This is a genomic window from Streptomyces sp. NPDC048275, from assembly GCF_040652275.1.
Classification (GTDB): Bacteria; Actinomycetota; Actinomycetes; order Streptomycetales; family Streptomycetaceae; genus Streptomyces.
On the sequence record NZ_JBEZLR010000002.1, the window covers coordinates 245,114 to 269,805 of the forward strand.

A 24,692-nucleotide genomic window follows, 5' to 3' on the forward strand; every position below is an offset into this window, starting at 1 on the left:
CCTGCTCAGGGTTTTACCCCTGCCTCAAGGGCACTCGGCCAGTAAGCGCGGAGGTAGTGAGATGAGCGCCGGAGAGAAAGCCAAGGCAAAGGCCGAACAGTTTGTCGGAAAGACCGTGCGAAAGGCGGCCCACGCGGTTCACAAGGACGTCCTCGCAGCAAAAGGTGCCGCCCTCGAAGCGCGGGGCATGATGCGGGGCGCGAAAGAGAGGACCAAGGACTCCGTCAAGCGCTGAAAATGTCATGACATTGAGCCCGGCTTGATGGCTGTGGATAGTTCTTCCGGAAACGAAGAAGTGCCTTGTGACCTGCGATGACAGGGTTTCTCTAGGACCCCGTCAGGCACGATCAGCAAGGCACTTCCGAGATTGCAATCCTTCCATGCCGCGGCGGCGGTCTCTTCCACGTTCGACGACCCGAACCTGATCGCGTACGGCGGGCTGGAGCCGGTGGTGCGGCTGGCCGAGCGGTGCGGTCTGCCAGCACTGGCCGGGGAGTACATCCGGCTTCCTGCCTCGAAGGACGGCACCGGCGCCTTCCCCGCTGCGAAGCTGATGTCGCTGGCGGGCGGCATGGCCGCGGGCGCCGACAGCATCGACGACATGGACCGGCTGCGGCACGGCGCGATGGGCCGTCTGCTTTCCGGAGTGCGGGCCCCATCCACGCTGGGGTCGTTCCTGCGCTCCTTCACCCACGGGCAAGTCAAGCAACTACACGCCGTGGCCCGCCGGTTCCTGCCCGAACTGGCCCGTCACACCCCGTTGCTGACCGGCGCGGACCAGGCCGCCTACGTGAACATCGACGACACCATCCGACGCACCTACGGCTACGCCAAACAGGGCGCCGGCTACGGATACAACAAGGTCACGGCCCCTCGAACTGCGCGCGTGGGGCGGCAGCGTTCGTGGCCGAGAGCATCCGCACCGCCCGCGTCTGCGGCGCGAGCGGCCTGCTCGTGCTGCGGGCTGACTCCGCGTTCTACGGCGCCGACGTCATCAACGCCTGCCGAGCCCCGGCCAACCCGAGCGGGGCACCTCGGCGAGGGCAGCCCTGCCGAAGCAGGGCTGCCCTCGGCAGGGCTGTACTCGAACGTGTTTCCCTCGCGCCGTACCAGCTATCGGCGCCGTCCGCGCCGTCCTGCCGACGCTGGTCGGTCAGCCCGAGGTGCGCAGCAGGTGTCGACCGCCTGCAAGGACCCGGCCTGGGACGCACTGGCCGCCGCCCTCGCCGATGCCGAGACCGCCGGACACAACCCGCAACGTCTTCTGGAGCACGCTGCCCATCAGCGCACACTGTCCGACGCTCGCTCCGCTGCCGAGGTCCTCACCTGGCGTGTCCACGGAATGACGATGATGCTGCGTGCTTTTCCCCGTGACCGAGCGGCTGCGCGCCCAGAAATACGTCATGTTGCCGACGGCCGTCGCCCCCGCCTTCGGACCGGTCCTGGGCGGCTGGCTCGCGGACACGGTCTCCTGGCACCGGGGCTTCCTCGTCAATCTGCCCGTCGGAGCGCTCGCCCTGCTCTTCGGAGTGTGCTTCCTGCCTGACTTCCCCGGACCGGGCGCCCCCCGCTTTCGACCTCCTCGGCTTCGTCCTGGCCGGCGGCGGACTCGCGACCGTCCTGTACGCCCTCACCGAGGCCCCGGACCGGGGCTGGGGGAGCGGGGACGTCCTCGTGCCCCTGGTGGGAGGGGGTGTGCTGCTCGGCGTAACGGTGCCGTGGGAGCTGCGCGCCGGGCATCCCGTGATCGATCTGCGGGTCATGGAGGACCACCTCTTCCGCACCACCCAGCTGGTGCTTCTCCCGACGGGCGCCGCCTTCATGGGCGTTCTGTATCTGTATCCCCAGTTCCTCCAGACCGGCCTGGGTTACGACGCCCTCCGGTCGGGTCTGGCCACCTTCCCGGAGGCGCTCGGCATGCTGACCGCCTCCCAGGTGGTCCCCCGCCTGGACGAGAGGATCGGCCCACGCCGTCTCATGGCCGCGGGCGCCACCGGTGCCGCACTGCTCATGGCCCTCATGGCGACGCTCTCCCACGGCACGGCTCCCCTCGTGCTCCGTGCCTCGATGTATCTGCTCGGCTGCTGTGTCGGCATGGTCTTCATGAGCGGCCAGAACGCCGCGTTCGTGACCGTCCCGCCCGCCCGGACGGCCGACGCCACCACCGTCCTCAGCATGCAGCGGCAAACGGCCGGTGCCTTCGGCGTCGCCCTGGCCGGCACCCTGTCGGCCGGCCTCGGCGATTCGGCCGGTGCGGTGGGCACCTCCGCCTACCGCGTCGGCTTCCGCACCCTGGCCGCGCTGAGCCTGGGCGCCGCCCTCCTCGCCCTGCGCATTGCGACCACCGGGTGCGGGACACCTACCGGTCCCCGTGCCACGGCGCACCCTGCCCGGTGGAGCGCAGAAGCCGCTGAGCGCCGTGCGCCTCGACCACGACCACGACACGTCCCGTCACCCCGCCCACCCGATGCCTCATCCCTGAGCCGACCGATCCAGGGCTTGAAGGTCCGGATTCAAGCTCATCAGCCGAAGTCGCCGTCCGCGACGATGGCAGGGCCACCACACCGACCTCGAAGAACGAACCGTCGCACGCCGCTCATCGGCGCCTCCGCGCGGATCGAGCCGCGTAAGCGGCCAGTTTTTCCCGACTTCCTCCGGAGTGTCAGTGGCGGTCCGTACGCTCGGAGGCATGGTGGGGGACGAACTGCGCGAAGAACTGCCCGATGAGGGGAGCGGCACCGAGGCCTGGCAGCGGCTGAGCGTGTACGGCTATCTCAGCGCGCCCGAGCGTCTGGAGTACGTCGCGGTGATGCGGGTGTTCTGCGGCACGCTGCTCGCGGACCTGGCCGTACCCGACGTGCTCGCCAAGCTGGCACAGGCCGGTGGCAGGGGGGCGGCGCTCGACGCGGAGACTCTCACCGCCCGCCTCGAACAGCTCGTGCGCTGGGGCAATCTGCTGCGCAGTACGCACACCGTCAGGGCGACCAGCATCGCCGAGTACCAGCGCTCCCGGTCCCGGTACCAGCTGTCCAAGCTGGGAGAGCGCGTGCAGCGCGACGCGGACGCGGTGCTGGCCGGAGCGGATGCCGCGCGCGAGGTCAGCAGCGAGCTGCTGACGCTCGTCGACCGGGGCCTGCGCGAGATCGCCGCCATGGTCGCCGTGCCGGGCGGCGCGGACCCGCGGCAGGCGCTGGAGAGAATCAGCACGCTCTTCGTGCAGTTCGCCGAATTCGCAGAGTCGGTACGGGACTTCTACGCCTACCTGGGCCAGGTGCTCGCCCGCTACGACCTCGACGGAGCCGAGTACCAGGGGTTCAAGGAGTTGCTGCTCGACTACGTGGAGGCGATCACCGAGGACGTCTCCTTCCGCGCCCCGCGCATCGCCGCACACCTGCGGGCGATCTGGCCCCACCTTCCCCCGCTGCTGAGCCGCATCGACGCACACGCGGCAGGCCTCGGGGCACTCTCCAACACGCTGCCCGAGACGCGGGTGCAGCGCAGCCGCGGACGGGACCTGGCGGACTGGGAGGGGCTGCGCGACTGGTTCGCCGACAGCGACGGGCACGGCAGCCAGGTGGACCAGCTCAGGGACGCGACCCTGCGCGCCCTGCAGTCGCTGCTCGCCAACGCCAAACGGATGCTGCGCTCGGCGTCCGGGGAGATGTCCCGCCGCAAGGACCTGCTCAGGCTCGCGGCCTGGTTCGACGCCGCGGAGCCCGAGGAGGCCCATGACATCGCGGTCGCGGCCTTCGGACTGTACGGAGCACGGCATCTGGGGGTGGCGCCGGATCCCGACCTGCCCGTACCGGCGTATGTGAGCTGGTGGACCGGGCCCGTCGTGGACGTACCGGTGGCGTTGCGCGAGCGCGGCAGCCGTGCCGCGCGCGGGCGGGCCGCGGCGGTGGAGGACCACGGCGAGCAGAAGCGCCGTCTCATGGAGCAGGCCCGCGAGCAGGCCTCGGCCCGCCAGGCCGCGGCCGCCGAACTGCGCAGCGCCTCCGGCCGGTTCGAGCAGGTCAGGCTGGGTTCCGCAGCCATGCGACTGCTGCTGGAACTGCTCACCACCGCCCTCGGCAACGCCCAACTGCACAAGGACGCCGGTGACGCCGGTGACTTCCTGCTCGACGGCGCGCAGGCGAGCGACGCCGACCTGGGCATCAGGTTGACAGCGTGGCGTACTCCGGGCAGGCATACACTCCTGCGCTCCGTGGACGGCGACCTGACGGCGGACGACCTCACCCTGGTCGTCGAGAGCGCCTCGGCGCCGGCCGCCGAGGAGGCGAGCGCGTGATGGCCCTGCCCTCCACACACGACGTCGCACTCGCTGCAGAACGCCGCACTGCCGCCCGCCTGCTGCTGTCTCACCCCCTGGTCACCAGCACCGGCCCGTACAGCGACACCTTCCCGCTGATCCGGCGCCACGCAGACTGGCTGGCCCCGCGCTTCCAGCAGGTGTTCGGCTACCGCCTCCTCGTCGAGGCGTCGTACGCCCGCCTGTTCAAGGCAGGCCTCGGCCCCGGCTCCGGCCACCGACTGGAACGGCCGTCCACCGGCACACCGTTCACTCCACGGACGTACGCCTACCTCTCCCTCGCCCTCTCGGTCCTCGTCACCGCTCCGGAACAACTCCTGCTCTCCCAGCTCGTCGCCGACCTGAGGGCCGCGGCCGTGGACGCCGGGATCGAGATCGGCGACACCGGGCGGCAGGCGGAGCGGCGCACCCTCGCCGCCGCGCTGCGGCAACTCGTCGACTGGGGCGTCCTGGCGGAGACCGAGGGCCACGTCTCGGCCGTCGCCGACGAGCGGGGCGGCGAGGCGCTGCTGACCGTGGACCGCGAGATCGCCCGCGCGGTCGTCGCCGGCCCGCTGGCCCAGAGCCGCGACGGCGCGGATCTCGTACGCCGCGCCGCCGACCCCGGCTTCGGCGGCCCGCGTACGTACGTCCGCAGGCGCCTCGTCGAGACTCCCGTCGTCCACCTCGACGACCTCACCGGCGCCGAGCGCGAATGGCTGCGGACCAGGCAGCGGCGCGAGTCCCAGGCCTTCTCCGAACTGCTGGGCCTGGAGGCCGAGATCCGCGCCGAGGGCATCGCCCTCGTCGACCCGGACGACGAACTCACCGACCTGCACCTGCCCGGCACCGGCACCGTAGCTCAAGCCGCGCTGCTCCTTGTGGAGCGGCTGGTGGACCGACTGCGTCCGGAGGACCCGGGCCACCCCGCGGTCGGCGGGCGGCTGGTCATCGGCGTACCCGTCCCGGACGGGCTGCTGCCGGAACTGCTCGACGAGCTGATCGAGGAGTACGGCCGGCGCAGCAACTGGCAACGCGGCTTCCTGGAGGACCGGGACGGGCTGCTCGCCGCCGTCCTCGACCTCCTGGTCCGCATGCTCCTGATGGCGCCCGCCGGCCCGGTGCGCGCGGACGGCCACGGCCTGCCCGAGGGGTACGAGGACACCGCGCCGGACGGCCGGTCCGTCACGGACGTCTCAGGCGCCCGCGGGCAGGACCGTCCGGATGCTTGGGTGCTGCTCGCCGCGGCAGCCCGGTTCGCCACCACGGTGGCCGTCAAGTCCCGTACCGAACAGTCCACAGCGAACCACGTCACCGAACAGTTCACAGCGAACAACGTCACCGAACGGTCCGCAGCGGACCACGTCACTGAGGAGCCGCCCCGGTGAACCGCCCCCCGTCCCCGCACCGTTACCGCCTGCACCGCGCCGGCATCCGGAACGTCTGGCAGTACGACGAGCAGGAGTTCTCCTTCGGTGACGGTCGTCTGCTGCTGCGCGGCAAGAACGGCGCGGGCAAGTCCAAGGCCCTGGAGATGCTGCTGCCGTACCTCCTCGACGGGGACGCCCGCGCCCTGGACGCCACCGGAACGGGCCGGACCACGCTCCTGTGGCTGATGCTCGACGGCTTCGAGCAGACCAACCGACTGGGTTATCTCTGGGTGGAGTTCGTGCGGACGGGCGAGGAGGGGGACGACCAGTACCTCACCCTCGGCGCGGCCATCCGCGCCTCCCGCTCGACCAGGACGGCCAAGCCGTTCTTCTTCGTCACCCCGCTGCGGGTGGGCGAGGACCTGCATCTGGCCCCCGGCGGCCAGCCGCTCCCCGTCGACCAGCTCAAGTCACTCGTCGGCGCGGAGAACGTCACCGACCGCGCCGTGGAGCACCGGGCCCGGGTCGCCCGCCACCTGTTCGGCCTCACCGACCCGGCGCGCTACCGCAACCTGCTCCACCTGCTGCACCGCCTGCGACGCCCGACCATCGGCGACCGCATCGACTCCGGCGGCCTGGTCTCCGTCCTCGCGGAGACGCTGCCCGCGCTCGACGACGAGGTGGTGGAGAAGGTCGCCCGCAACCTCGACGATCTGGACGCCGTACGGACCGACCTCGGGCGCCTGGAGCGGACCGACGAAGCGCTGCGGACCTTCCTCACCGCCTACCGCGGCTACCTGCACGGGGCGCTGCGCCGCCGGGCCGATCAGGTGAGCGGCGAACTGGACGGGCTGGCGGAGCACCGACGTGCGGCGGGCGAGGCGGCGAAGAAGGCGGCGGAGCTCCGCACGAGCGAGGACGAACTCGCCGCTCGCCTGAATGTGCTCAGGACGGAGTCGGAGGCAGCCGAGACGGACCTCGCCGCCCTGCACGACAGCGCCGCCTACCGCAGCCTGAAGGAACTGGCGGAGAAACGCGCCACCGTGAGCGCCCTGCACAGCGCGGCGGCGACCGCCTTCAAAGCTCTGCGCCAGGCCCACAGCAGCCAGGAAGAGGCAGGACGGCGTCTCACGGACGAAGCCGGAAGGCTCGGCGAGGAGCTGGTCGAACTCGGCACGGCACACGGCGAGTTGCTGCGGGAGGCGGAGCGGTCAGGGCTCGACCCCGTGCACGTGGGGGAGCCCGCGGTGGTCCCCGTCACCCCGGTCGCGACCGCGGCGACGGCCGAACTGACGGCCCCGGACGGCGACTTCCACCTCGTCCGCCACGCCGAGGTACTGGCCGTCGACTCGGAGGCCTGCGCGGGCACTCTGCACGCCTGGGACACCCAACTGGACGCCGCGGGGCCGGTGATCAGGAACCGCGCCCGAGCCGTGACCGAAGTCGTCGCGCTCATGGAGACATCGTGCCGGGCCCAGCGGGAGGCACACGAGGCCGATGGCGCCCGGGAGCGTGTGGAGGAGCAGGCGGAAGAGGCACGTTCGCGGGCCGGACGCCGCCGGGAGGAGACGGCACGTGAGAGGGAGGCGTACTCCGACGCCGTACGGACCTGGACCGAGCGACTGCAGAGTCTCACCGGCGTGTCCCTCGACGCCGTACGCGCCCTGACCGCTCAGGACCCGGAGGAGGGCCCGCCGGCCGCCCACGCCCCCGACGAGGTGGCCGACACCGCCCGCTCGACCGTCGACCCATGGCTGACAGAACTGGGCGAACAGCGCGACAGGCGCGCGGTGGCGATCCGCGAGCTGGCCGCCGAACAGGACCGCCTGCAGCGTGAGCGCAACGACTGGGAACGCCGCACCGACCCCGCGCCCGCGCCCCCGCCTCACCGGTCGGCGCCCCGCACACCCGGCACCGGCGCACCCCTGTACCGGCTGGTGGACTTCGCCGAGGACGCCGAGGACGCCGAGGACCTGGAGCCGACGGCCCGGGCAGGCCTGGAAGGCGCACTCGAAGCGAGCGGCCTGCTCGACGCCTGGGTGTGCGCCGACGGCACCGTCCTGGACGCGGCCGCGCAGGACACCCTCCTGGTCCCCGGCGCACCGCCCGCCGGACCCACGCTGGCCGAGGTGCTGCGCCCGGTCGCGGCGCCGGACAGCGGGGTGACGGCCGAGCAGGTCGAGAGCGTGCTGCAGACGGTGGCCCTGGTGAGGGAGGGGGCCATGGGTACGACGGGGGCCATGGGCACAACGGCAGACTCCGCGATCGGCACCGACGGCTCATGGAAGCTGGGCGTCGCCCGCGGACGTCACAGCAAACAGATCGCCGAATACGTCGGCGCGGAGGTGCGCGCCGAGACCCGCCGCCGTGCCGTGGCCGAACTCGAGCGGCAACTCATGGACCTACACGAGAAGTTGACCGAGCAGGAGAACAGTCTGCGGATCCTGACCGAGCACCGTACCCAGGTGGCCGACGTCCTGAGCCATCCGCCCACGGCCCGTCGGCTGACCGACGCATGGGCCCGCGCGGCCGAGGCCGAGCGCACCGCGCAGGTGCTGGCCGGCAAGGCGTCCGCGGCCGCCCGCGAGGCGGAGCAGGCGCGCGCCCGCGCGGTCGCCGCCCGGCGTGAGACCGAGGCGACCGCGAGCGCGAGCGACCTCCCGGTCGACCCGGCCGCACTCGACTCGGTACGTCTCGCCCTGGACCGCCTCGGCACGGGCACGGAACGACTACGCCGACGGCTGCGCGCGGTCGCTTCCTCCGCTGACGGCCACCGCCAGGGCCGCGAAGGCTACGAGCGCGCACGTGCGTCCTGCCGGGAAGCGGAGTCCGACTACACCGAGCCGCTCGCCCGCTTGGACGCCGCCCGCCGAACGGTCCGGGCCCTGGAGGAAGCGCTGGGAGCGTCGGAGCAGGAGATCCTGGCTCGCGAGGACGAGGCGAAGCGCCGCTTGGAGGCTGTACGGCGCCAACTCCCCGGCATTCAACGGGACATGAGCGCCGGCCATGACGAACGCGTGCGTGCGGAGGAGGACGAGCGGGTACGGCGCGAGGCGCTGGCCGTGCAGGAGGGCGAGGCGATCGCGAGCGGTGGGCGACTGCGTACGGCGTTGTCCCTGCCGGGCGTGAGCAAGGGCGCGGGCCTCGACGTTCCGGCGCAGGGCGAGGAGGAGTCCACGGACGCGGACTTCAGAGCGGACGACACACACGGCCGCACAAAAGCGCTGCGCCGACTGGTGGACTCCGTACGGAGCCGGCTGGACGCGGAGCGACGCGACATCTCGGACACCGCCCTCCTCAACCGTCACACAGAGCTGCGCGACCAGCTTTCCGGCGGCTACGACGCCACGCTCGAGGAACACAACGGCATCAAGGTCTGCCGCCTTGTCGACGACCACGGCCCGCACGACATCGCCCTGGTGGGCGAGCGCATCGCCGCCCAGGCGGCCGAGGCGCGGGACCGGCTGACGGAACGCGAGCGCGAGGTGTTCCAGCGATTCCTGACGGGAGAGCTGGGCGACCACCTGTCCTCCCAGGTCCTGGCCGCAGGTGCCCTGGTGGCCGCCCTGAACGCCACACTGTCCACCGTCCGCACGTCACACGGCTTGGGCGTCACGCTCGACTGGAAGCTGGCCGACGGCGTCGAAGCGGACGTCAAGGCGACCGTCGACCTCCTGCGCAGCCCCTCGGGCCTGCGCACTCGCGAGCAGTCCGAGCAGCTCCGCGATGTCCTTCAGCGCCGTATCGAGGACGCCCGCCGCGCCGACCCGGGCGCGGGCTACGCGGCCCATCTGCGCACTGCCCTCGACTACCGCGACTGGTTCACCTTCACCCCCTGGGTCGTGAACGACGCGGCCCCCGGCAGCCGCCGCAAACTCTCCGGCCGCACGGGGCTCAGCCAGGGCGAGCAGCGGGTGTTGTCGTATCTGGTCCTCTTCGCGGCAGCGGCCGCGCACTTCACGAGCCTCGCGGAGTCGGCCCCGCACGCACCCCGCCTGATCCTCCTGGACGACGCCTTCGCCAAGGTCGACGAGCCCACCCACGCCCGCCTCGGGCGCATCCTGGTCGACCTGGACCTGGACTTCGTCCTCACCAGCGAACGCTTGATCGGCAACTGGCCCGACGTGCCGTCACTGCACATCTACGAGTGCCTGCGCGACCCGCATGTGCGGGGCGTGGCCACGCTCCACTACACGTGGAACGGGCGGCAGAGGCGGCTGGTGTCGGTGTGACGGAACCGGGCATGACAGAACAGCGCATGACAAAACCGGCCATGACGGAACAGCGGCCCGCCGCCGACGCCCTGGTGTTCCTCACCCGCCCGGGTCTCACCCGCCTCTGGACGGCCGTACGAGCACGCCTGGAACGCAACGGCCTGCAGCCGACCGGCACGGTCAGGCTCCAGAACCTGGACGCGCAGGAGCGTGAGGCCATGTCCCTCCTCCTCGCGAAACCGCTCACCGCCTCCACCGCCACCATCCGCCTGACGGACCTGGACACCCGCCTGCGCGCCAGCGCGGTCGGCCGCGGCCTGGCCGCGACGCTGGCGGAACTGGGCCCGCCCCTGACCGACCGCCGCGCGGCCCGGGACGCGGCGGCGGCGCAACGGGCGGGGCTGTGGTCCGCCGCGGAGGCGGCCCTCGACGCCACCGCACTGTCGTCGCAGCCCTGGGCGAGCCGGTGGCTGGAGGAGATACGACGCACCGGTGCGGTTGCCCGCCAGGACCGCCACACCGCGACCACGATCCTCACCCAGGCGATCCGGACCCTCTCCACGCTCTTCCCCGGTCCGGACGCGGAGCCCACCCCCGCCCACTGGGGTCGCGGCGAACTGGCCACCCGCACCAGCGGCTCGGCTCACGGCCTGGACGACGGCACCCTGCTCTCCCGCCTGGTCCTGCGCGGTATCGCACTGGCGTCCGGCGCCGACTTCCCCGTCGACGCACCGGGCCGCCGGGCCCTGTGGCGCCTGGCCTCGGTCACCCCGGACGAGGTGTCCAGCACGGTGCTCACGTACGGCCTGCGGCCGAGGGGCGGGACCTGGGGCGAGAGGGGCCTGCGGGAGCGGGCGGACCGCAACCTGGAGACGCATCTGACCCTGCGCGAACTGCGCGCCCTGCATCTGGAGATGCCGGCCCAGGCCCGGGTCCACGTCTGCGAGAACCCGCGCGTCGTCGAAGCCGCGGCCGACGCCGGCTGCACCGCGGCCCTGATCTGCACCTCGGGCAGCGCGACGACGGTCGTCCTCACGCTGCTGGACGCGCTGGCCGCCGTCGGCTGTGCCTTCGCGTACCACGGTGACTTCGACTGGCCGGGCATCGCATTGGCCAACCGTGTCGCGGAGCGGTACGGAGCGGAGCCTTGGCGCATGAGGGCGCCGGACTACGAGTACCTCGCGACGCGCGCGCAGGTGCACGGCACACCGCAACTCCTCCTCACCGGCACGCGGATCGAGGCCACCTGGGACCCGGAACTGGCCCCGACCATGGAAGCCCTGGGAATCGCCCTGCACGAGGAGGCGGCGCTCGATCTGCTCCTGGAGGACCTCGCGTAACTCGTCGCCTCGCCCTCGGCCGGACACTGGAGCGGCGGTACGCAGGCGAGATCCACCGGTTGGCCGGCACGGTGGTGGAGTCGCCCATTGACCCGTTCAATCGCCCGCGCCACCGCGCCACCGCGGCGACTTCAAGCTGCGGGTGCCGCCCTCTCAGCGAGCGATGCGGTGACATAGCTGCCGGGCTGTCGTTGGTCAGCAAGTGATGAAGATCAGTAAGCCGGTCCGGTCCGGTGGCCCCCCACTCGGGCTACGCGTTGAGCGCGTGCGCAAGGCGTACGGTCGTCGGCAGGTGCTGCGGGGTGCTTCGCTGGAGGTGCCTTTGGGTTCGCTGGTGTGCGTGGTCGGGGAGAACGGGGCAGGCAAGACGACGTTGCTGCGGATCATCTGTGGGCAGCTCGCGCCCGACGGCGGGACGGTGACACGCTTCGGGCACCTGGGGTACTGCCCGCAGCGGGTGGTGCTCAACGAGACGCTGACTGTCGAGCAGCACCTTCGGTTCTTTCAGGTCGCCTACGCCTTGCCCACACTGGGCAGGGCGCACGAGCTGATGGAGCTGCTGAACTTCTCCCAGTACCGGAAATCGCGTACGTCGGACCTGAGCGGCGGAACGCAGCAGAAGCTGAACCTGACCCTCGCCCTCATGCACGATCCGCCCCTGCTGATCCTGGACGAGCCCTACCAGGGCTTCGACTACGACACGTACCAACGATTCTGGGCTCTTGCCCAACATCTGCGGGACCGGGGCCGAGGCGTCCTGGTTGTCTCTCACCTCGCCCACGACAACGAACGCTTCGACATGGTCAAACACTTGGAGAACGGCACGGTTCACCCGGCCGACCCGCCCCGGCCTGATGGGGCGGCCACGGCGCCTTCTGCGGATGGGGGTTTGCGGTGAGGCGGTCATGGCAGGCGTTCGGTACAGCCTTGCGGTTCACCTTGGTCGGGCATGCCCGCAACCGGCTGGCGATGGTGCTGGCCGTGGGCTTCATGCCCATGTGGATCTGGCTGATGCACGTCTACACCCAAGTGGCCGACCTGCACTTCCAGGTGCCGGCGGCGGGCGGCGACGTGGTGGCCAACAGCAACCACGTCAGCCAGCTGGTCGGGGCGATGAACGGGGTGACGTTCCTCATGGGATTCATGATGTTCATGTCGACGTTCAAGTCCGCCGACATCGACCGGCGTCTGGTGCTGGCCGGCTATCCGCGCATCCAGCTGATGCTGGCCAAAGTGGTTGCCCTGCTGCTGATCGGCGCGCTGTTGGCAGCCTACGTGGTGGTGAACCTGTACTGGTGGTGGCCTGTGCGGCATGTGTGGGCGATGGTTCCGGCGGTCTTCACGACGGCACTCGTGTACGGAGGGCTGGGCATCCTTCTCGGCGCGCTGCTGCGCGGCGAACTGGAGGGGATGTGCATCGTGGTGATGACCAGCATCATCGACCTCGGCGTGCAGAACCCGACGATGAATCCCCTCTCGGACCAGCAGCTGCTCGCGTTCTTGCCGCTGTACGGGCCGATGCAGGCTTCCTTCGCCGCCGGTTTCGCCTCTGTTCCTGCCTGGCTGTATCTGCTGCCGGGTGCCGGGTGGTTCGTGGTGACGAGCACGGTGGGGCTGGCAGTCTTCTGGTTCCGTACCCGCAGCTACCCCCGGACGCATCCCTCGGCCACCTCGGCCGGCACGGAGACCGTCGCCCGTCTGTCTGCCTCTGGTGTGACCGAGGGCACGAGCGAGTGAGGATGGGCGAGCGTAGTGCGTCACACGACGGAGTGACAGCTGTTCCGCTCACATCGCCGAGGGGGCGCGGCCCCAGGGGGGCGCCCCGCGGCCGAGTGCTCAAACGCAGTGTTTCGCCACGTCCAGTAATCGCTACGGTACTGTCCGTAGTTTTCCGACGGTGAAGGGACACGGCATGGAGTCCGAGGAAGTCACGCGTCAGCTGCGGGAGTTGTGCGCGCGGGTGTTGTCCGTTCCGGAGGAGACGGTGATTCCGCAGGCTCGGTTGGTTGCCGATCTGGCGGCCGACAGCCTCGACTTCGCGGAGCTGGACGTAGCGGTGCAGGACATGTTCGGAGTCACGCTGGACGCCGACGCAGTGAAGCGGGCGGCGACCTTCGGGGGCGTGGCGGACCTGGTGGTGGCCCGACTGGCTGCCCGTGCCCCTGAGGTGGCCTGATGAGTGCCGTCCGTGTGGTGATCACAGGGCTGGGTGTGCGGACCCCCGCCGGGGACACGCCGGAGGCGCTGTGGACGGCACTGGTGCAGTCGCGGTCGGCCGCGGGAACGGTGCAGTTGTTCGACACGAGCGGACTCCCGGTGGACGTGGCCTGCGAGATCGTCGACTTCGACCCGGCCGGGTACATGACGCCGAAGCAGGCGGCGCGGGCCGACCGCTCGGCGCAACTGGCGTTCTGCGCGGCCGCCGACGCGGTCGCGGATGCCGGTGGCCTGATGGCCGAGTCGGGTCGGCGCGCGGTGGTCACGGGGTGTGCGTACGGAGGGCTGGCCACCCAGGAGCACGCCCTGTTGCGGCAGAGCGGCACGGTGCCGCGGCCGCGGGCGCTGCACACGCCGATGGTGATGTCGAATGCCGGTGCCGCGCTGATCAGCATGGCGCACGGCGTCGGCGGGCCGAGCCTCACATTGTCCACCGCCTGCGCCTCCGGTAGCCACGCGGTGGGCGAGGGTGCTCAAATGGTCCGGGCCGGGAGCGCCGATGTGGTGGTCGCCGGCGGGCACGACGCTCCCCTGACGCCGACAGAGATGATGGCCATGTACCGGCTGGGGGCTCTGGCGACCGGGTTCGCTGATCCGGCCGAGTCCTGCCGGCCCTTCGACACCGGCCGCAAGGGGTTTGTGATGGCGGAGGGTGCTGCCTTCGTGGTGCTGGAACGGCTTGAGTCGGCGCGGGCGCGCGGGGCACGGATCTACGCCGAACTAGCCGGCTACGGGCGTAACTCGGACGCGTGTCACCTCACGGCACCGCATCCGGAAGGGGCCGGTGCCCGAGCCTGTATGGCCGCGGCCCTGGCCGATGCGCGTATGACGGCCGATGAGGTGGTACACGTCAACGCGCACGGCACCGGCACGGAACTGAACGACGTGACCGAGGCGCGGGCGGTAACGGCACTCTTCGGCGCCGGGAAGGTGCCGGTGACCGCACCCAAGTCGGTGACCGGGCACGGCATCGGCGCGGCAGGCGCCATCGAGGCGGTGATCGCGGCGCTGTCCGTCGCCAAGGGCATGGCCCCACCTACCGCGAACCTGACCCGACTGGATCCCCGGTGCGAGCTGGATGTGGTCACCGGCTCACCGCGCAAGCTGCCCGCCGGCCTCGTGCTCAGCAACAGCTTCGCCTTCGGCGGCCACAACGTGTCTTTGCTGCTGGCTCCCGTGGAAGGCGGGCTCGGCCGCTGAATGTGCGGGGTCCGTCCTGCCGGGCTCCTACCGGGCGCCCGGCAGGAGCCCGGCAGGACGGACCCGGACGCGGCTCAGCCGAGTGAGGCCCTGAACTCCTTGCCGAGCAGCACCCGTTGCGGTGTGAATTCCAGTTCCGTGTGAGCCCGGTCGGGGGCACAGGTCCAGAATGCCTGGCTGAGCTCACGGGCCTTGTCCCGGTTCAGCAGCGCCTGACCGCCCCACGGCCCGACAGCCATCTCGCAGACCGCCGCGACAGTCCGCACCATGGGCTGGGGCAGGGGAATGAGCAGCGGCGCCCGGCGGCCCAGAGCGAGGGCGAGGTGACGGCAGATCTCCGGCAAGGTCCGTGGGGTGCCGTCGCATACGTGATAGACGCCCGAGAGCCGGTCGCGCGGGTCGACGCGGTGGCCCGCGGTCAGCGCCAGCGTCAGCGCGGCGCAGAGATCGTCCACATGGATCAGACAGTAGGCGGCACGTCCTGCTGGGCGTACGCCGACGCCCGCCCGGACCATGGCCGTCAGCGTCGGCAGGAAGGCAGGGTCGCCCGGCCCGTAGACGACGGGCGGACGGACGATGACAGCGGGCACCCGGTCGGCAAAGCCACGTACGACGGTCTCGGCGCCCAGCTTGCTGCGCCCGTAGTCCGACACGGGTGCGGGCGGATCGGCCTCCGTCCGGGGGCGGGCCGGGCTGGACGGACCCGCGGCTGCCAGAGAGGAGCACAGCACGACGGTGGGCGGGCTCTCGAGCGCGGCGGCAGCGCTCAGCAAGGCACGTGTGCCCTCCACGTTCGCCCTCTGGAAATCCTGGGCAGTACGCGCTTTGGTGGCGGCCGCCAGGTGGACGACCGCTTCAGTTCTGCGCAGTGCGGCGGCCGTTTCGCCGATGGGCTCCACTCCGCCGGCCAGCAGCCGCCGCACGGCGGCCGGACTGGTGGCGGGGCGGACGAGAGCGGTCACACTGTGGCCACGGTCGAGCAGGTAGAGGGCCAGGCGGCGGCCGACGAAGCCGGTGGCACCGGTGAGCAGGATGCGCATGCCCCGCCTCACAGCCCGAGTTCGTACAGGCGGTGCGTGACGCTTCGGCGTCCGCCCATCGCGGCGATGCCCCTGTTGGCTGAGGTGTTGTCCTCCAGAGTCCAGGACGCGTAGAGGGTGCGCCAGCCCAGGGCACGGCCCTGCTCCAGCGCCGCGAGCCGCAGCAGCACATCGAGGCCCTGGCCCCGGTACTCGGCCAGGACACCGATCAGCAGGGCTCGCCCTGCGTCCGCACGGCGCAGCGTGCGGGCCATGTCCAGGGCGCCCAGAGGGAGACCGTAGCGCCACAGCCGGCCGCGCGCGGCGCGTAGCGCCGGGGCGGCGTCCGGAAGAATCATGCCGAATGCGGCTGGTGTCCTGTCGACCTCGGCCACCAGGCAACTGCCACGGCGCAGCAGCGGCTTCATATCGTGTGCTGCGTGGCGGAACTCGGCCTCGCTCATCGGGACAAACCCCCAGCTGCCCTGCCACGCATCGTTGTACATCTGGCACAGTGTCGCTGCTTCGGTGTCCAGCCGGGTCAGGTCGAGGGGACGCAGCACGCATGCCTGGCGCTGGGCCACCCGGTCGCCCAGGCGGGCGATGCGGTCGGGAACGGGGGCGGTCAGATCGATCGTCCAGCTCCACAGGTCCTTGACGGGCTTGAGCCCGGTTTCTTCGAACAGGACCTGGTAGTAGTCCGGGTTGTATGGCATCAGCAACACCGGCGGGGTGTCGAAGCTGTCGACGAGCAGTCCGCATTCGTGGTTGGTGGACAGATTCAGCGGTCCCAGCACGGCGTCACGGCCACGGGCCCGCAGCCAGTCGGACGCGACCGCGAACAAGGCGTCGCAGGCTTCGGCATCGGACTCGCACTCGAAGAGCCCGAACCCGCCTTCTGCCAGGCGCGGGTCGTCGACAGCCGCGATCCGGCCCACCACCCGCCTGCCGCGGTGGGCCAGGAACGGCTGGACGGTGGCGGTGTCATGGAACGGGTGACGCCGGGCTGGGTCCAGCAGGTCGCGGGCGGTGGTGTCCAGTGGTGGTGTCCAGTGCGGGTTGTCTGCGTACAGGCGGTGAGGCAGCCGGATGAAGGCGGTCAGCTCCTTGCGGCTACGTGCTGGGGCGACAGTGACGGACTCAGTTACGGGCGACATGGAGGAACCTGGCCTGTGAGGAGACGAGCAGGGGACCCTGGACATGTTCAGCGGAGTGCTGTGGGGGCGGTCGGTGAGGTGACAGACCGGGGCGGGACGATGCTCGGCGCCGTGGAGAGCGGGCGTGCCACGCGCACCGGAGTCCAGGAACCGGGCGGAGCAACGGGGATGACACCGGTGGTGCGGCCGGCTGCGGCGAAAGCCTCCAGCACTTGTTCAAGCTGAGTGTCACTGTGGAGAGGCGTGAAGGACACCCGGAGCATCTCCCGACCTGCGGGGCGGCCGGGCGCGACGATGGGGTTCGCGTAGACGCCGGCTTCGAGAAGCCGGTGCCACAGTTCCAGGCACCGGTCCTGGCCCGGGACGCTGACCGGGATGATGGGGCTGACGGAGTTCCCGGTGTCGTAGCCCAGCGCCCGCAGCCCGTTGTGCATGCGTTCCGCCACGTCCAGGGCACGGACCCGCCGCTCCGGTTCGGCGCGGATGATGTCCAGCGCGGCCAGTGCCGCCGCCGCGACAGACGGTGCCATGCCGGCGGTGAACACCGCTGCCCTGGCACGGGACCTGACGAAATCGATCACTTCCGCCGGGCCCGCCAACACCCCGCCCGCCGACCCGAGGCTCTTGGAGAAGGTCGCCGTCACCAGGTCGACCTGGTTCTCCAGGCCGAAGTGTTCCGGTGCACCGCGACCTGTAGAACCCAGTAGGCCGAAGTCGTGAGCGCTGTCGACCACCACGCGGGCCTGGCATCGGGCCGCGAGTGCGGTGAGGCCGGGCAGGTCGCACAGGTCGCCCTCCATGGAGAACAGCCCGTCGGTGACGATGACCCGTCCGGCGCCGTCCGGCGCCTCAGCCAGCAACCCTTCCGCCCGTGCTACGTCGTCGCGGCGGTAGCGGTGGTAGTGGGCACCCGACAGACGCACCGCGTCCACCAGGGAGGCGTGATTGTCCCGGTCGCCCAGGACCACGTCGTCCTTGCCCAGCAGACCGGCGAGCAGCAGATTGGTCTGAAACCCGGACGGAGCCAGGACGGCAGCCTCCCGTCCGAGGAACGCGGCGCACGCGCTCTCCAGTTGCTCGTGAATATCTCGGGTGCCGCACAACGGCCGGGAGCCCGAACATCCCGTGCCGTCCAGGCGCACGGCCTTGATGGCGGCTTCCGCCAGCCGGGGGTCGCGGGCCAGGCCGAGATAGTCATTCGAACCGGCCATCACTACCGAGCGGCCGTTGATCACCACTTCACCCGGATGGGTGGACAGCTGAAGGGAACGGAAGTAGACCAGGCTGCCGAACGTCTCGTACATACGATCGGAGTCGAAGTCACGGCATTTTTCGAAGATGTCCACGGTGCGAGCTCCTGTAAGGGAAGGAAGCGGGGAAAAGAGGGCGCGAATCGAATGCGGTGGCGAGGAAATGGGCGAGCAGAGCCACGGCGATTCCGGCGAGCGCGTCACTGAGGTAGTGGTACCGGTTGTAGACAACGGACACCGTGATGCACAGGACGAGTGGCAGAAAGAAAAGGGATACCTTGGCAGGCAGGATGCGGCGCATCGCGAGAAAGCCGGCCCAGGATGTGGCCACATGTGCGGACGGGAAGCATGCACCGGCCGGGTCGCGAGTCATGATGTACGTCTGCAGTTCGGTCATGCTGTAGCCGGTGAGGCTAGGCGGCTCGAACTGATCCTGCAAGGAATACGCCGGGCCCTGCAAGGGGACCAGAAGGAAACCGAGGTAGCACAGGTAGACTGCGAGCATCTGGCGGAAAAGGTAACTTTCGGCTTCTTTCGCGTGGCTGTGGAACGCTAACCAGAGCGGCGGTAGCGCGGCGAACAGATAGAAGGAGAAGTAGGTTGCCATCATGAATTCGGTCAATGCCGGATGGGTAAAAGCGTCCAGGGCCAGGTTCGGGTGGACACCGAACACCCGTGCCTCCCAGGCATTCACTTCCTCGTCCAGAAACCGCCCTTGCAGCACCAGCGCGTAACGCCCGATCGCCGGATACAGGAAGAGGGTCAACGCCAGCGCGCAGCCCACGCCGGCGCAGCCGGCCAGTCGGCTCGTGGGTCTGCGCCGGGCCAGCCCGGCGCAGGCGAGAACCAGGACCGCGCACCCGCAGAAGCCGACGAGCAGTCCGCCGCGGTCGTGCACCGGCCCGGGACCCGCCGCCGCCACGACGGCCGCCACCGACAGGTAGCCGAGGGTCAGGCGGTCGAGCGGGCGCACGGTGCATAGACCCGGTTGATGAACGGACGCTCGGCCACCGCGTAGAACAGGTAGATGCTGCACTGGAAGAGTGCCGCGATGGCCAGCCCTTCGACCGACCGGCACCACAGCGCGAACCCGTAGGCGTGCACCGTTCCGATGCCGTACATCGGGTTCCGGAAGAACCGGTAGGGGCCGGACGTGACCAGACCGCTGCCGTCGGCATGGTCCCTGCGACGGTCCAGGAACATGTCCCGGCAGTAGAACGTGTCGAGCCCCGTCAGATGGGCCGACCACAGTTTGAACGTCGTGCCCACCACGATGAGAACGGTGCCGGCCGACCAGCTGAGCCAGACCGGAACGCCGGCGGGGAAACTGCTGCCGAATGCGTACATCAGAACAGCCTGAGAAAAGCCCTGATTGAGAAAAACTACTCCGAGAACAGCCTCATAGGCCAGATAGGCGCGTTTTTCTCCGAGACGGTCACTGATCCGTCGCTTGACCGACGTCCCCAGGACAGTGATGATCCCGCCGTAGTAAACAACCCAAACCGTCAGCGCATACCACACGGAAATTTCACGCAGCAATCGCCCGGATTCCCCTGATGTCGATCCGGGCGAGCGGATTACGGCCAGGTCGACCAGGTAGTAGACCGCCACCATTCCCAGCCATGCCGCAGCTCTGGTGCGTCGCCACTCGGGCTTGTCGAGCCGCAACCCGAGCGTACCGACAAAGGTGTACGCGAAGTTCGGCCGAAGCTTCGTTTCTGAAAAATCTCCCATGATGCTGAGCTACGTTATGGGCTCATTACCCGTCCGCAAAATCCAAGGAAACGGAGTATCGGTGGATAATCGCATCGGCCTTGCTGTTGTGGATGAGGTTCTCGTCCGCAACGGGCTGCCCGAAACGATCGGATGCGTCGCCTTCTTTGCCGGAGACCCTCCTGCCATCGAGGAGCTGCGAGCGAGAGTCGTCGAACGGTGGGGCGGTGAAACCCGGCTGCGCTTGGTCCTGGAACCGCCACTGCGACGTCTGACCGAGCGCCCCCGCTGGGCCTTGACACCCAGCTTCGATCCAGCCAAACATGTGCGCTCTCTTACCGGCACCGCCCGACCGAATGAAGGGGATCCCGCGCAAAGCCTCGACAAATGGCTCGCCGGGCAACTGCGTGAGCCGATGCCCGCCGGCCTGCCGCCATGGCGTCTGCTGACCCTACCCACCACCCCGGACAGCGGATTCGCCCTCGCGCTCCTCGCCCACCACGCTCTTTTCGACGGCGCCTCGGTGGGGGTACTGCTCCGACTGCTACTCGACGGCTCCGCCAAACCGACTCTCAGCCCCACTCCCAGCTCGCAGCACCAGACCCCGAGGCAACCGATCAACTGGACTCGGCTCGCCCGTACGCTGCGCGCCGAACTTCGTCCCGGAAGGGCTCTCCCCAGCCCGCGCGAAGGCGCCACCTCGGAAGTTTCCGTATCAGTCCTGGACCAGCAGAGCCTGCGCTGCGCACGCAGCCTGCCAGACGACGCCGGGGCGACCATCAGCCAACTGCTCCTGTGCTGCGCCACCGGAGCCCTCCGCAGCACCTACAACCTCGGCAACGAAGCCGCCCAGCGCGGTAAGCCACCGGTCCAAGCTGCGATCCCCGTGAATCTACGCACCCGACAGACCGCCCATGAGCTGGGCAACTTCGCCGCATCCGCCCGCGTCCCGCTGCCACTGCACGAGCCGACCCCCCATGCCCGGCTCGACGCTTGCCGACAACTGCTCGCCGACGTCGGCCCACAGATCGTGGGACAACGCGAGGTCATCCGCGTCCTTGAAACAACACACCACTTGAGGCCCTGGACCCTGAGCTTCATCGCTGCACGTGGTTACTCACCCACCTATGCGGCAGTTGCGCTGACGGCACTCAAGTGGAGACACCCGCGAGCTTTCCTGGACCACCGGCCACTGCTCCGCATCGCTGGGCTACCACCCCTACACCGGCCGGGCACCGCGAACTTCGAGGCAGTCTCCTACGGCCAGACCGTCACGCTCACCGTCGTCAGCCACGCAGCGCCCGGAACCGCCCAGACCCTGGCGGACTCCATCCATCGGGAACTGGAGACGATGGCGGGCCTGACTTCATAACCCCTACTTGTGCCGATCCGGTCTCGCGCCACCGCGCGGGTTCCATGACACGTTCATCGCCGCGGTCCACAAGAGCGCTCAGGAACCAGTACGCGGACATGGCCGACGTTCCGCGCAGCGCCCTTGCCCCGGCCACAAGCCCCGCACCGCGGGCCAGGGTCCGAGCAGCAGCGCCGCCGAACAGACAGGGCCTGCCGTCCTCGCCCGACGGGGGCATCGGCATGCCGCGGCGGTCCTGACGTGGCACGGTTTCAGCTCTCCTTGGCTCGTACGGCGGCGCGGAAAGCTGTCATGCATGGCGAGCAGCAGCTTTCTGTCGGCGTATCACCGAAGGGCGGAGCAGGAGCCGGCGTGGCCTGGGCCAGCTGCCGTCCGCAGAGGGTGGTGCGGGCATCATCCCTGGCGATGACGTGCCAAACCATGCCGGACGTGCCAGTCGTCGCGGGGCCCGCTCGCATCTCGTACATGAGCCTCTCCCTCGATTCACCCCTGGCGGGGACGGTCGGCCGGCTTGCCCTGACGGAACCCGGGGGCGTTGACGCCGGCATCCGGCACCCGCCCGTCCGTCCATGCAACCCCGGGTGCGCCGAACGGGCCATCGGGACTAACCCAGCCGGGTGAACAGGCCGCCGATGCTGCTCTTGGGGGGTGGTCGGCGGGTGCGGGTTGACGGCGAGATCGTGGGTCTGGCGCACAGCCTCCGGGAGTTCTTGAGACGGGCGGGCCTTGAGGCCGTCGACGCGGCGACGTCGCCGCTGGGAACGAGGACGGACCCCATTGCCCCCTGAGAGGGTGATTCACGCGGTCAGGACAACCGATACCGTCGCAGCGACGATCGTGACCGCAGCCAGAGCGACCATCACCGTCCTTACCGCCGTCACTTGTCGACCTGCGCAGGACGCAGAAGCAGCCCCGCCGGCACCATCCACGGCGCGAGCGAACGTTTGCCGTCCACTGTCGGCAACTGACGGACCTTGGCGTGAGCCTCCCGTGGTTGCACGCACCACCCGCAGGTGTCCTCTTCATGGTGGGCAAGCCGGGCGTCGGGACCCGGCTCCGGGCAGTTGCCGAAGGCTTCCATACTGGCTCAACGAACCAACGCCGGCCAGGCAGTCGACACGTCACCCATTTGCCGCGTCGCCCATGTTCAGCGGTACGCACTGCGGCGAACACCACGAGGGGCCTGGCACGGTGCGGCGACGATCCTGGACTTCCTTCCCGGCGGCGGAAAGGGCTACGAGCAGGACGGAGTGGCCGTCGTGAACCACGCGAAGACACGCGCGAAAGCTATCGGCTCAGCATCGCCTCGGTTGCCCGGCGGACCTTCCCTTGAGACGGTCCTCGGCCCCCTTCAGGTGCAGCTCATCGCCGCCTGCGATCTCTCCGGCCTTCTGCTTGGCCTTGCCCACTGCCTCCTGGGCCTTGCCGCGTATATTCCGTTCCTGGCGAATTCCTCGTCGGCGTCCACCATGAGCCCAGTGTTTTCTTCCTTTCCTCGGTAATTGTTTACTCGCCGTGGAAGTGGAAGAGGGCGGTGCGTGACGTGGCACGGCCACGCACGTCCAGGTGTCAAGGAAGGCATGAAGGATGTGTGCCGTACACAAATGCGACGAGGCCTGATCTGGTCGTTTACCGTCTATCGGACTTCAGGTGCCGTCGGATGTGGATCGGAGCAGTGTGGGCACGTGCTCGATATGTCGCAAACAATCCCGACCTCGATCCCCGCTTGACCCCCGGCCTGGAACCTGGCGGCTCCGTGCCCCCGGCCGGGCCCTCACCCGCCGAAGCCGGCGCGGCCTCGGGCGCAGACCCGTACGGCACCCGTACGTGCGGCTGGTCGGGGCCCGATGGCCGCCCCCGTCTCCTCTTCGGTTTCATGGGTGGGCGGAGGGGAAGTCGCTTGGAAGCAGGTTCCGGCCGGGGCCTCGCGCTGCCTTTGGCCATAATGCGTCGCGATGAGCAGGGCCCGATTTCCGTGAAGGGCCGGCTATCCGGATGTGCGGGTGGTGACCGTGAAGATTCCTCCGTCCGGGTCGCGCAGCATCGCCTGGTCGTCGGCTGCGTCGATGGTCCCGTCGGGTGGCACGACGCTGCCGCCGAGCTTGATGGCCTTCTCGATGGCGTAGTCGATGTCGGGGACGTAGAAGTGCACGTGCCAGCGAGGCTGGATGTGTGGGTCGGGAGCGGCTTCGATCGCGCCGCCGACGAGCCGTGCGACGGCGGCGCCGTGGTGGCGCAGGACAACCTGGTCGTCCTCGTAGGCCACCTGGCAGCAGTCGGGTTGTCCGCACCCCCAGTCGAGGACCTCGGCGTAGAAGATCGCCGCTTCGAACGCATCCCTGGTGCGCAGTTCCAGCCAGGCGGACGCCTCTTCCCTGCCGACACCCCAGTCGGGGATGACCCTGCCCTGCCAGATGCCGAAGACTGCACCGTCGCGGTCCGCGGCCAAAGCGGCCCGGCCGGTACCGAGGTTGAGCGGGCCGACAGCGACGGTGGCGGCGCGCTCACGAATGCGCCCCGCGACCGCGTCGGCGTCGTCGACGGCGAAGTACGGGGTCCACGCGACGGCCACGGCCAGGCGTGTGGCGAGTGCACCGAGGCCCGCGACCGGGGCTCCGTCGAGGAAGGCGACGGAGAATTCTTCGCCGAGCCGTGTGGGGCGGAACTCCCAGCCGAATACCCCGCCGTAGAAATCCTCGGCGGCGTGCAGATCGCGGGCCATGAGGCTGACCCAGCACGGAGCGCCGAATACCGCATCACTTGATGTCGACACAAGCTCCAACCCGTCCGCTGAGGGGTGACCGGAACTTCTCCACGATACCCCACACTTGAAGGCGTGAGTGACAAAAAGTATCCGGGAGGTTGCAAGCTGTTACTCACCGAAGGGGCGGCGCGACTTGCGGCTGCTGCCTTGTGCGGCCAGGGCGAATTACTGCGCACCGAAGGATTCATCTGCTACGAAATAGCGGATTCCGGGTCTCGGCCAGGGGAGTGCGTGAAAATTTCTCTCCACAGGGGAGTGGCTACTTTTGAAGTCGCCCGGCTCAAGCTGCTCCGATTGGAGCGAGCCGCTCTTCGGTGCTATAAAGCGAACCCGGTGGCCAAGAGCGTGGGTATGCATGAGCAATGCAACAGATCACTGTGACGGCGAATGGCCGGCAGATGGAGGCATGGCGGATCGTCGGATCAGCGCCGTCGGGGGCGTGCGTCTACGGCGCCTGGATCTCCAGCCGGGAATTCCTTCCGTTCGTTGAGATCCTTGGCCGCGGCCGTGACACGTGGACCGTGGACCTTCCCGGATTGGGCGCGAGCGGCGGGCCCCCGCGCCTGCTGGGCCTGCGCGCGCTCGCCGACGCGCTCGCCGAGTGGCTCGCCGCCGTAGTAGCCGGAGCCAGGCCGCCAGCTCCTGAGAGGTCATGTTCACTGCGCGGTGGAACTCGTCCCGCAGTGCGTCTAGTACTCCAGTTGTAGATCGCGATCTTCATGCCTGAGTGGCTTGTCGCTGGTAGTGGCTGTCCTGGGATCGGGCCTGGTGGCGGCGTCGCCAGT

General features: G+C 69.7%; 18 protein-coding genes and 3 pseudogenes. 13 read left to right on the forward strand and 8 right to left on the reverse strand.

Going from position 1 to position 24,692, the window contains the following annotated elements:
- The first annotated feature begins 61 nt into the window (after positions 1-61).
- The 11 genes and pseudogenes from AB0D57_RS02525 (at position 62) to AB0D57_RS02575 (ending at position 14,632) form a co-directional block, all read left to right on the forward strand.
- The gene (locus AB0D57_RS02525) at positions 62-235 is read left to right on the forward strand and encodes a hypothetical protein (protein WP_362066123.1); all 174 of its coding nucleotides are present in this window, start codon (positions 62-64) and stop codon (positions 233-235) included.
- Between the two features lie 1,307 nt (positions 236-1,542).
- Complete coding sequence (locus AB0D57_RS02530) at positions 1,543-2,727, forward strand: MFS transporter (protein WP_362066190.1); 1,185 nt, start codon at positions 1,543-1,545, stop codon at positions 2,725-2,727.
- Complete coding sequence (locus tag AB0D57_RS02535; protein ID WP_362066125.1) at positions 2,690-4,291, forward strand: TIGR02677 family protein; 1,602 nt, start codon at positions 2,690-2,692, stop codon at positions 4,289-4,291. Before AB0D57_RS02530 ends, AB0D57_RS02535 begins: the two co-directional genes overlap by 38 nt.
- A complete protein-coding gene (locus AB0D57_RS02540) occupies positions 4,291-5,679 on the forward strand; it encodes a TIGR02678 family protein (RefSeq protein ID WP_362066127.1) in 1,389 nt (462 codons plus the stop codon). Before AB0D57_RS02535 ends, AB0D57_RS02540 begins: the two co-directional genes overlap by 1 nt.
- Positions 5,676-9,893, forward strand: a complete 4,218-nt coding sequence (locus tag AB0D57_RS02545) for a TIGR02680 family protein (protein ID WP_362066129.1) — start codon at positions 5,676-5,678, stop codon at positions 9,891-9,893. Before AB0D57_RS02540 ends, AB0D57_RS02545 begins: the two co-directional genes overlap by 4 nt.
- Positions 9,894-9,934: 41 nt before the next feature.
- A complete protein-coding gene (locus AB0D57_RS02550) occupies positions 9,935-11,215 on the forward strand; it encodes a TIGR02679 family protein (RefSeq protein ID WP_362066131.1) in 1,281 nt (426 codons plus the stop codon).
- Between the two features lie 26 nt (positions 11,216-11,241).
- Positions 11,242-11,384 (forward strand): annotated as a pseudogene (locus AB0D57_RS02555) (site-specific integrase); the annotation flags it as partial.
- Between the two features lie 36 nt (positions 11,385-11,420).
- On the forward strand, positions 11,421-12,113 hold the full coding sequence (locus AB0D57_RS02560; RefSeq protein WP_362066133.1) for an ABC transporter ATP-binding protein: 693 nt from the start codon (positions 11,421-11,423) through the stop codon (positions 12,111-12,113).
- Between the two features lie 29 nt (positions 12,114-12,142).
- Positions 12,143-12,952: an ABC transporter permease gene (locus AB0D57_RS02565; protein WP_362066135.1), complete on the forward strand. Its 810-nt coding sequence runs from the start codon at positions 12,143-12,145 to the stop codon at positions 12,950-12,952.
- Positions 12,953-13,127: 175 nt separating this feature from the next.
- Positions 13,128-13,391 (forward strand): acyl carrier protein, encoded by a 264-nt coding sequence (locus AB0D57_RS02570; RefSeq protein ID WP_362066137.1) that lies wholly within the window; start codon positions 13,128-13,130, stop codon positions 13,389-13,391.
- Positions 13,391-14,632, forward strand: coding sequence for a beta-ketoacyl-[acyl-carrier-protein] synthase family protein (locus tag AB0D57_RS02575; RefSeq protein WP_362066139.1), 1,242 nt, complete (start codon positions 13,391-13,393; stop codon positions 14,630-14,632). The genes AB0D57_RS02570 and AB0D57_RS02575 overlap by 1 nt, the downstream gene beginning before the upstream one ends.
- 74 nt (positions 14,633-14,706) lie before the next feature.
- Here AB0D57_RS02575 and AB0D57_RS02580 read toward each other — a convergent pair whose 3' ends face one another.
- Genes AB0D57_RS02580 through AB0D57_RS02600 form a run of 5 tightly spaced genes read right to left on the reverse strand, consistent with a single transcriptional unit; the run spans position 14,707 to position 19,792 of the window.
- Positions 14,707-15,672: an NAD-dependent epimerase/dehydratase family protein gene (locus AB0D57_RS02580; RefSeq protein ID WP_362066141.1), complete on the reverse strand. Its 966-nt coding sequence runs from the start codon at positions 15,670-15,672 to the stop codon at positions 14,707-14,709.
- An 8-nt stretch (positions 15,673-15,680) separates the two neighbouring features.
- Entirely contained in the window at positions 15,681-16,808 is a 1,128-nt protein-coding gene (locus tag AB0D57_RS02585; RefSeq protein ID WP_362066143.1) for a hypothetical protein, read from the reverse strand.
- Positions 16,809-16,855: 47 nt separating this feature from the next.
- Complete coding sequence (locus AB0D57_RS02590; RefSeq protein WP_362066145.1) at positions 16,856-18,154, reverse strand: pyridoxal phosphate-dependent aminotransferase family protein; 1,299 nt, start codon at positions 18,152-18,154, stop codon at positions 16,856-16,858.
- Positions 18,129-19,031 carry a phosphatase PAP2 family protein gene (locus AB0D57_RS02595; RefSeq protein ID WP_362066147.1) on the reverse strand — a complete coding sequence of 301 codons (903 nt, stop codon included), beginning with the start codon at positions 19,029-19,031 and terminating at the stop codon, positions 18,129-18,131. Before AB0D57_RS02595 ends, AB0D57_RS02590 begins: the two co-directional genes overlap by 26 nt.
- Positions 19,010-19,792 (reverse strand): PEMT/PEM2 methyltransferase family protein, encoded by a 783-nt coding sequence (locus tag AB0D57_RS02600; protein ID WP_362066149.1) that lies wholly within the window; start codon positions 19,790-19,792, stop codon positions 19,010-19,012. The genes AB0D57_RS02595 and AB0D57_RS02600 overlap by 22 nt, the downstream gene beginning before the upstream one ends.
- Here AB0D57_RS02600 and AB0D57_RS02605 point away from each other — a divergent pair.
- A complete protein-coding gene (locus AB0D57_RS02605) occupies positions 19,791-21,143 on the forward strand; it encodes a wax ester/triacylglycerol synthase domain-containing protein (RefSeq protein ID WP_362066151.1) in 1,353 nt (450 codons plus the stop codon). The two genes, AB0D57_RS02600 and AB0D57_RS02605, sit on opposite strands and share 2 nt — an antisense overlap.
- 877 nt (positions 21,144-22,020) lie before the next feature.
- On the opposite strand, the gene AB0D57_RS02610 is transcribed toward AB0D57_RS02605, so the two are convergent.
- Positions 22,021-22,224 (reverse strand): hypothetical protein, encoded by a 204-nt coding sequence (locus AB0D57_RS02610; RefSeq protein WP_362066153.1) that lies wholly within the window; start codon positions 22,222-22,224, stop codon positions 22,021-22,023.
- A 579-nt stretch (positions 22,225-22,803) separates the two neighbouring features.
- Here AB0D57_RS02610 and AB0D57_RS02615 point away from each other — a divergent pair.
- Positions 22,804-22,947 (forward strand): annotated as a pseudogene (locus tag AB0D57_RS02615) (DUF6480 family protein); the annotation flags it as partial.
- A gap of 183 nt (positions 22,948-23,130) precedes the next feature.
- Here AB0D57_RS02615 and AB0D57_RS02620 read toward each other — a convergent pair.
- The gene (locus tag AB0D57_RS02620) at positions 23,131-23,865 is read right to left on the reverse strand and encodes a VOC family protein (protein ID WP_362066155.1); all 735 of its coding nucleotides are present in this window, start codon (positions 23,863-23,865) and stop codon (positions 23,131-23,133) included.
- A 660-nt stretch (positions 23,866-24,525) separates the two neighbouring features.
- A pseudogene (locus AB0D57_RS02625) lies at positions 24,526-24,591 on the reverse strand (DUF3140 domain-containing protein); the annotation flags it as partial.
- Positions 24,592-24,692: the final 101 nt, after the last annotated feature.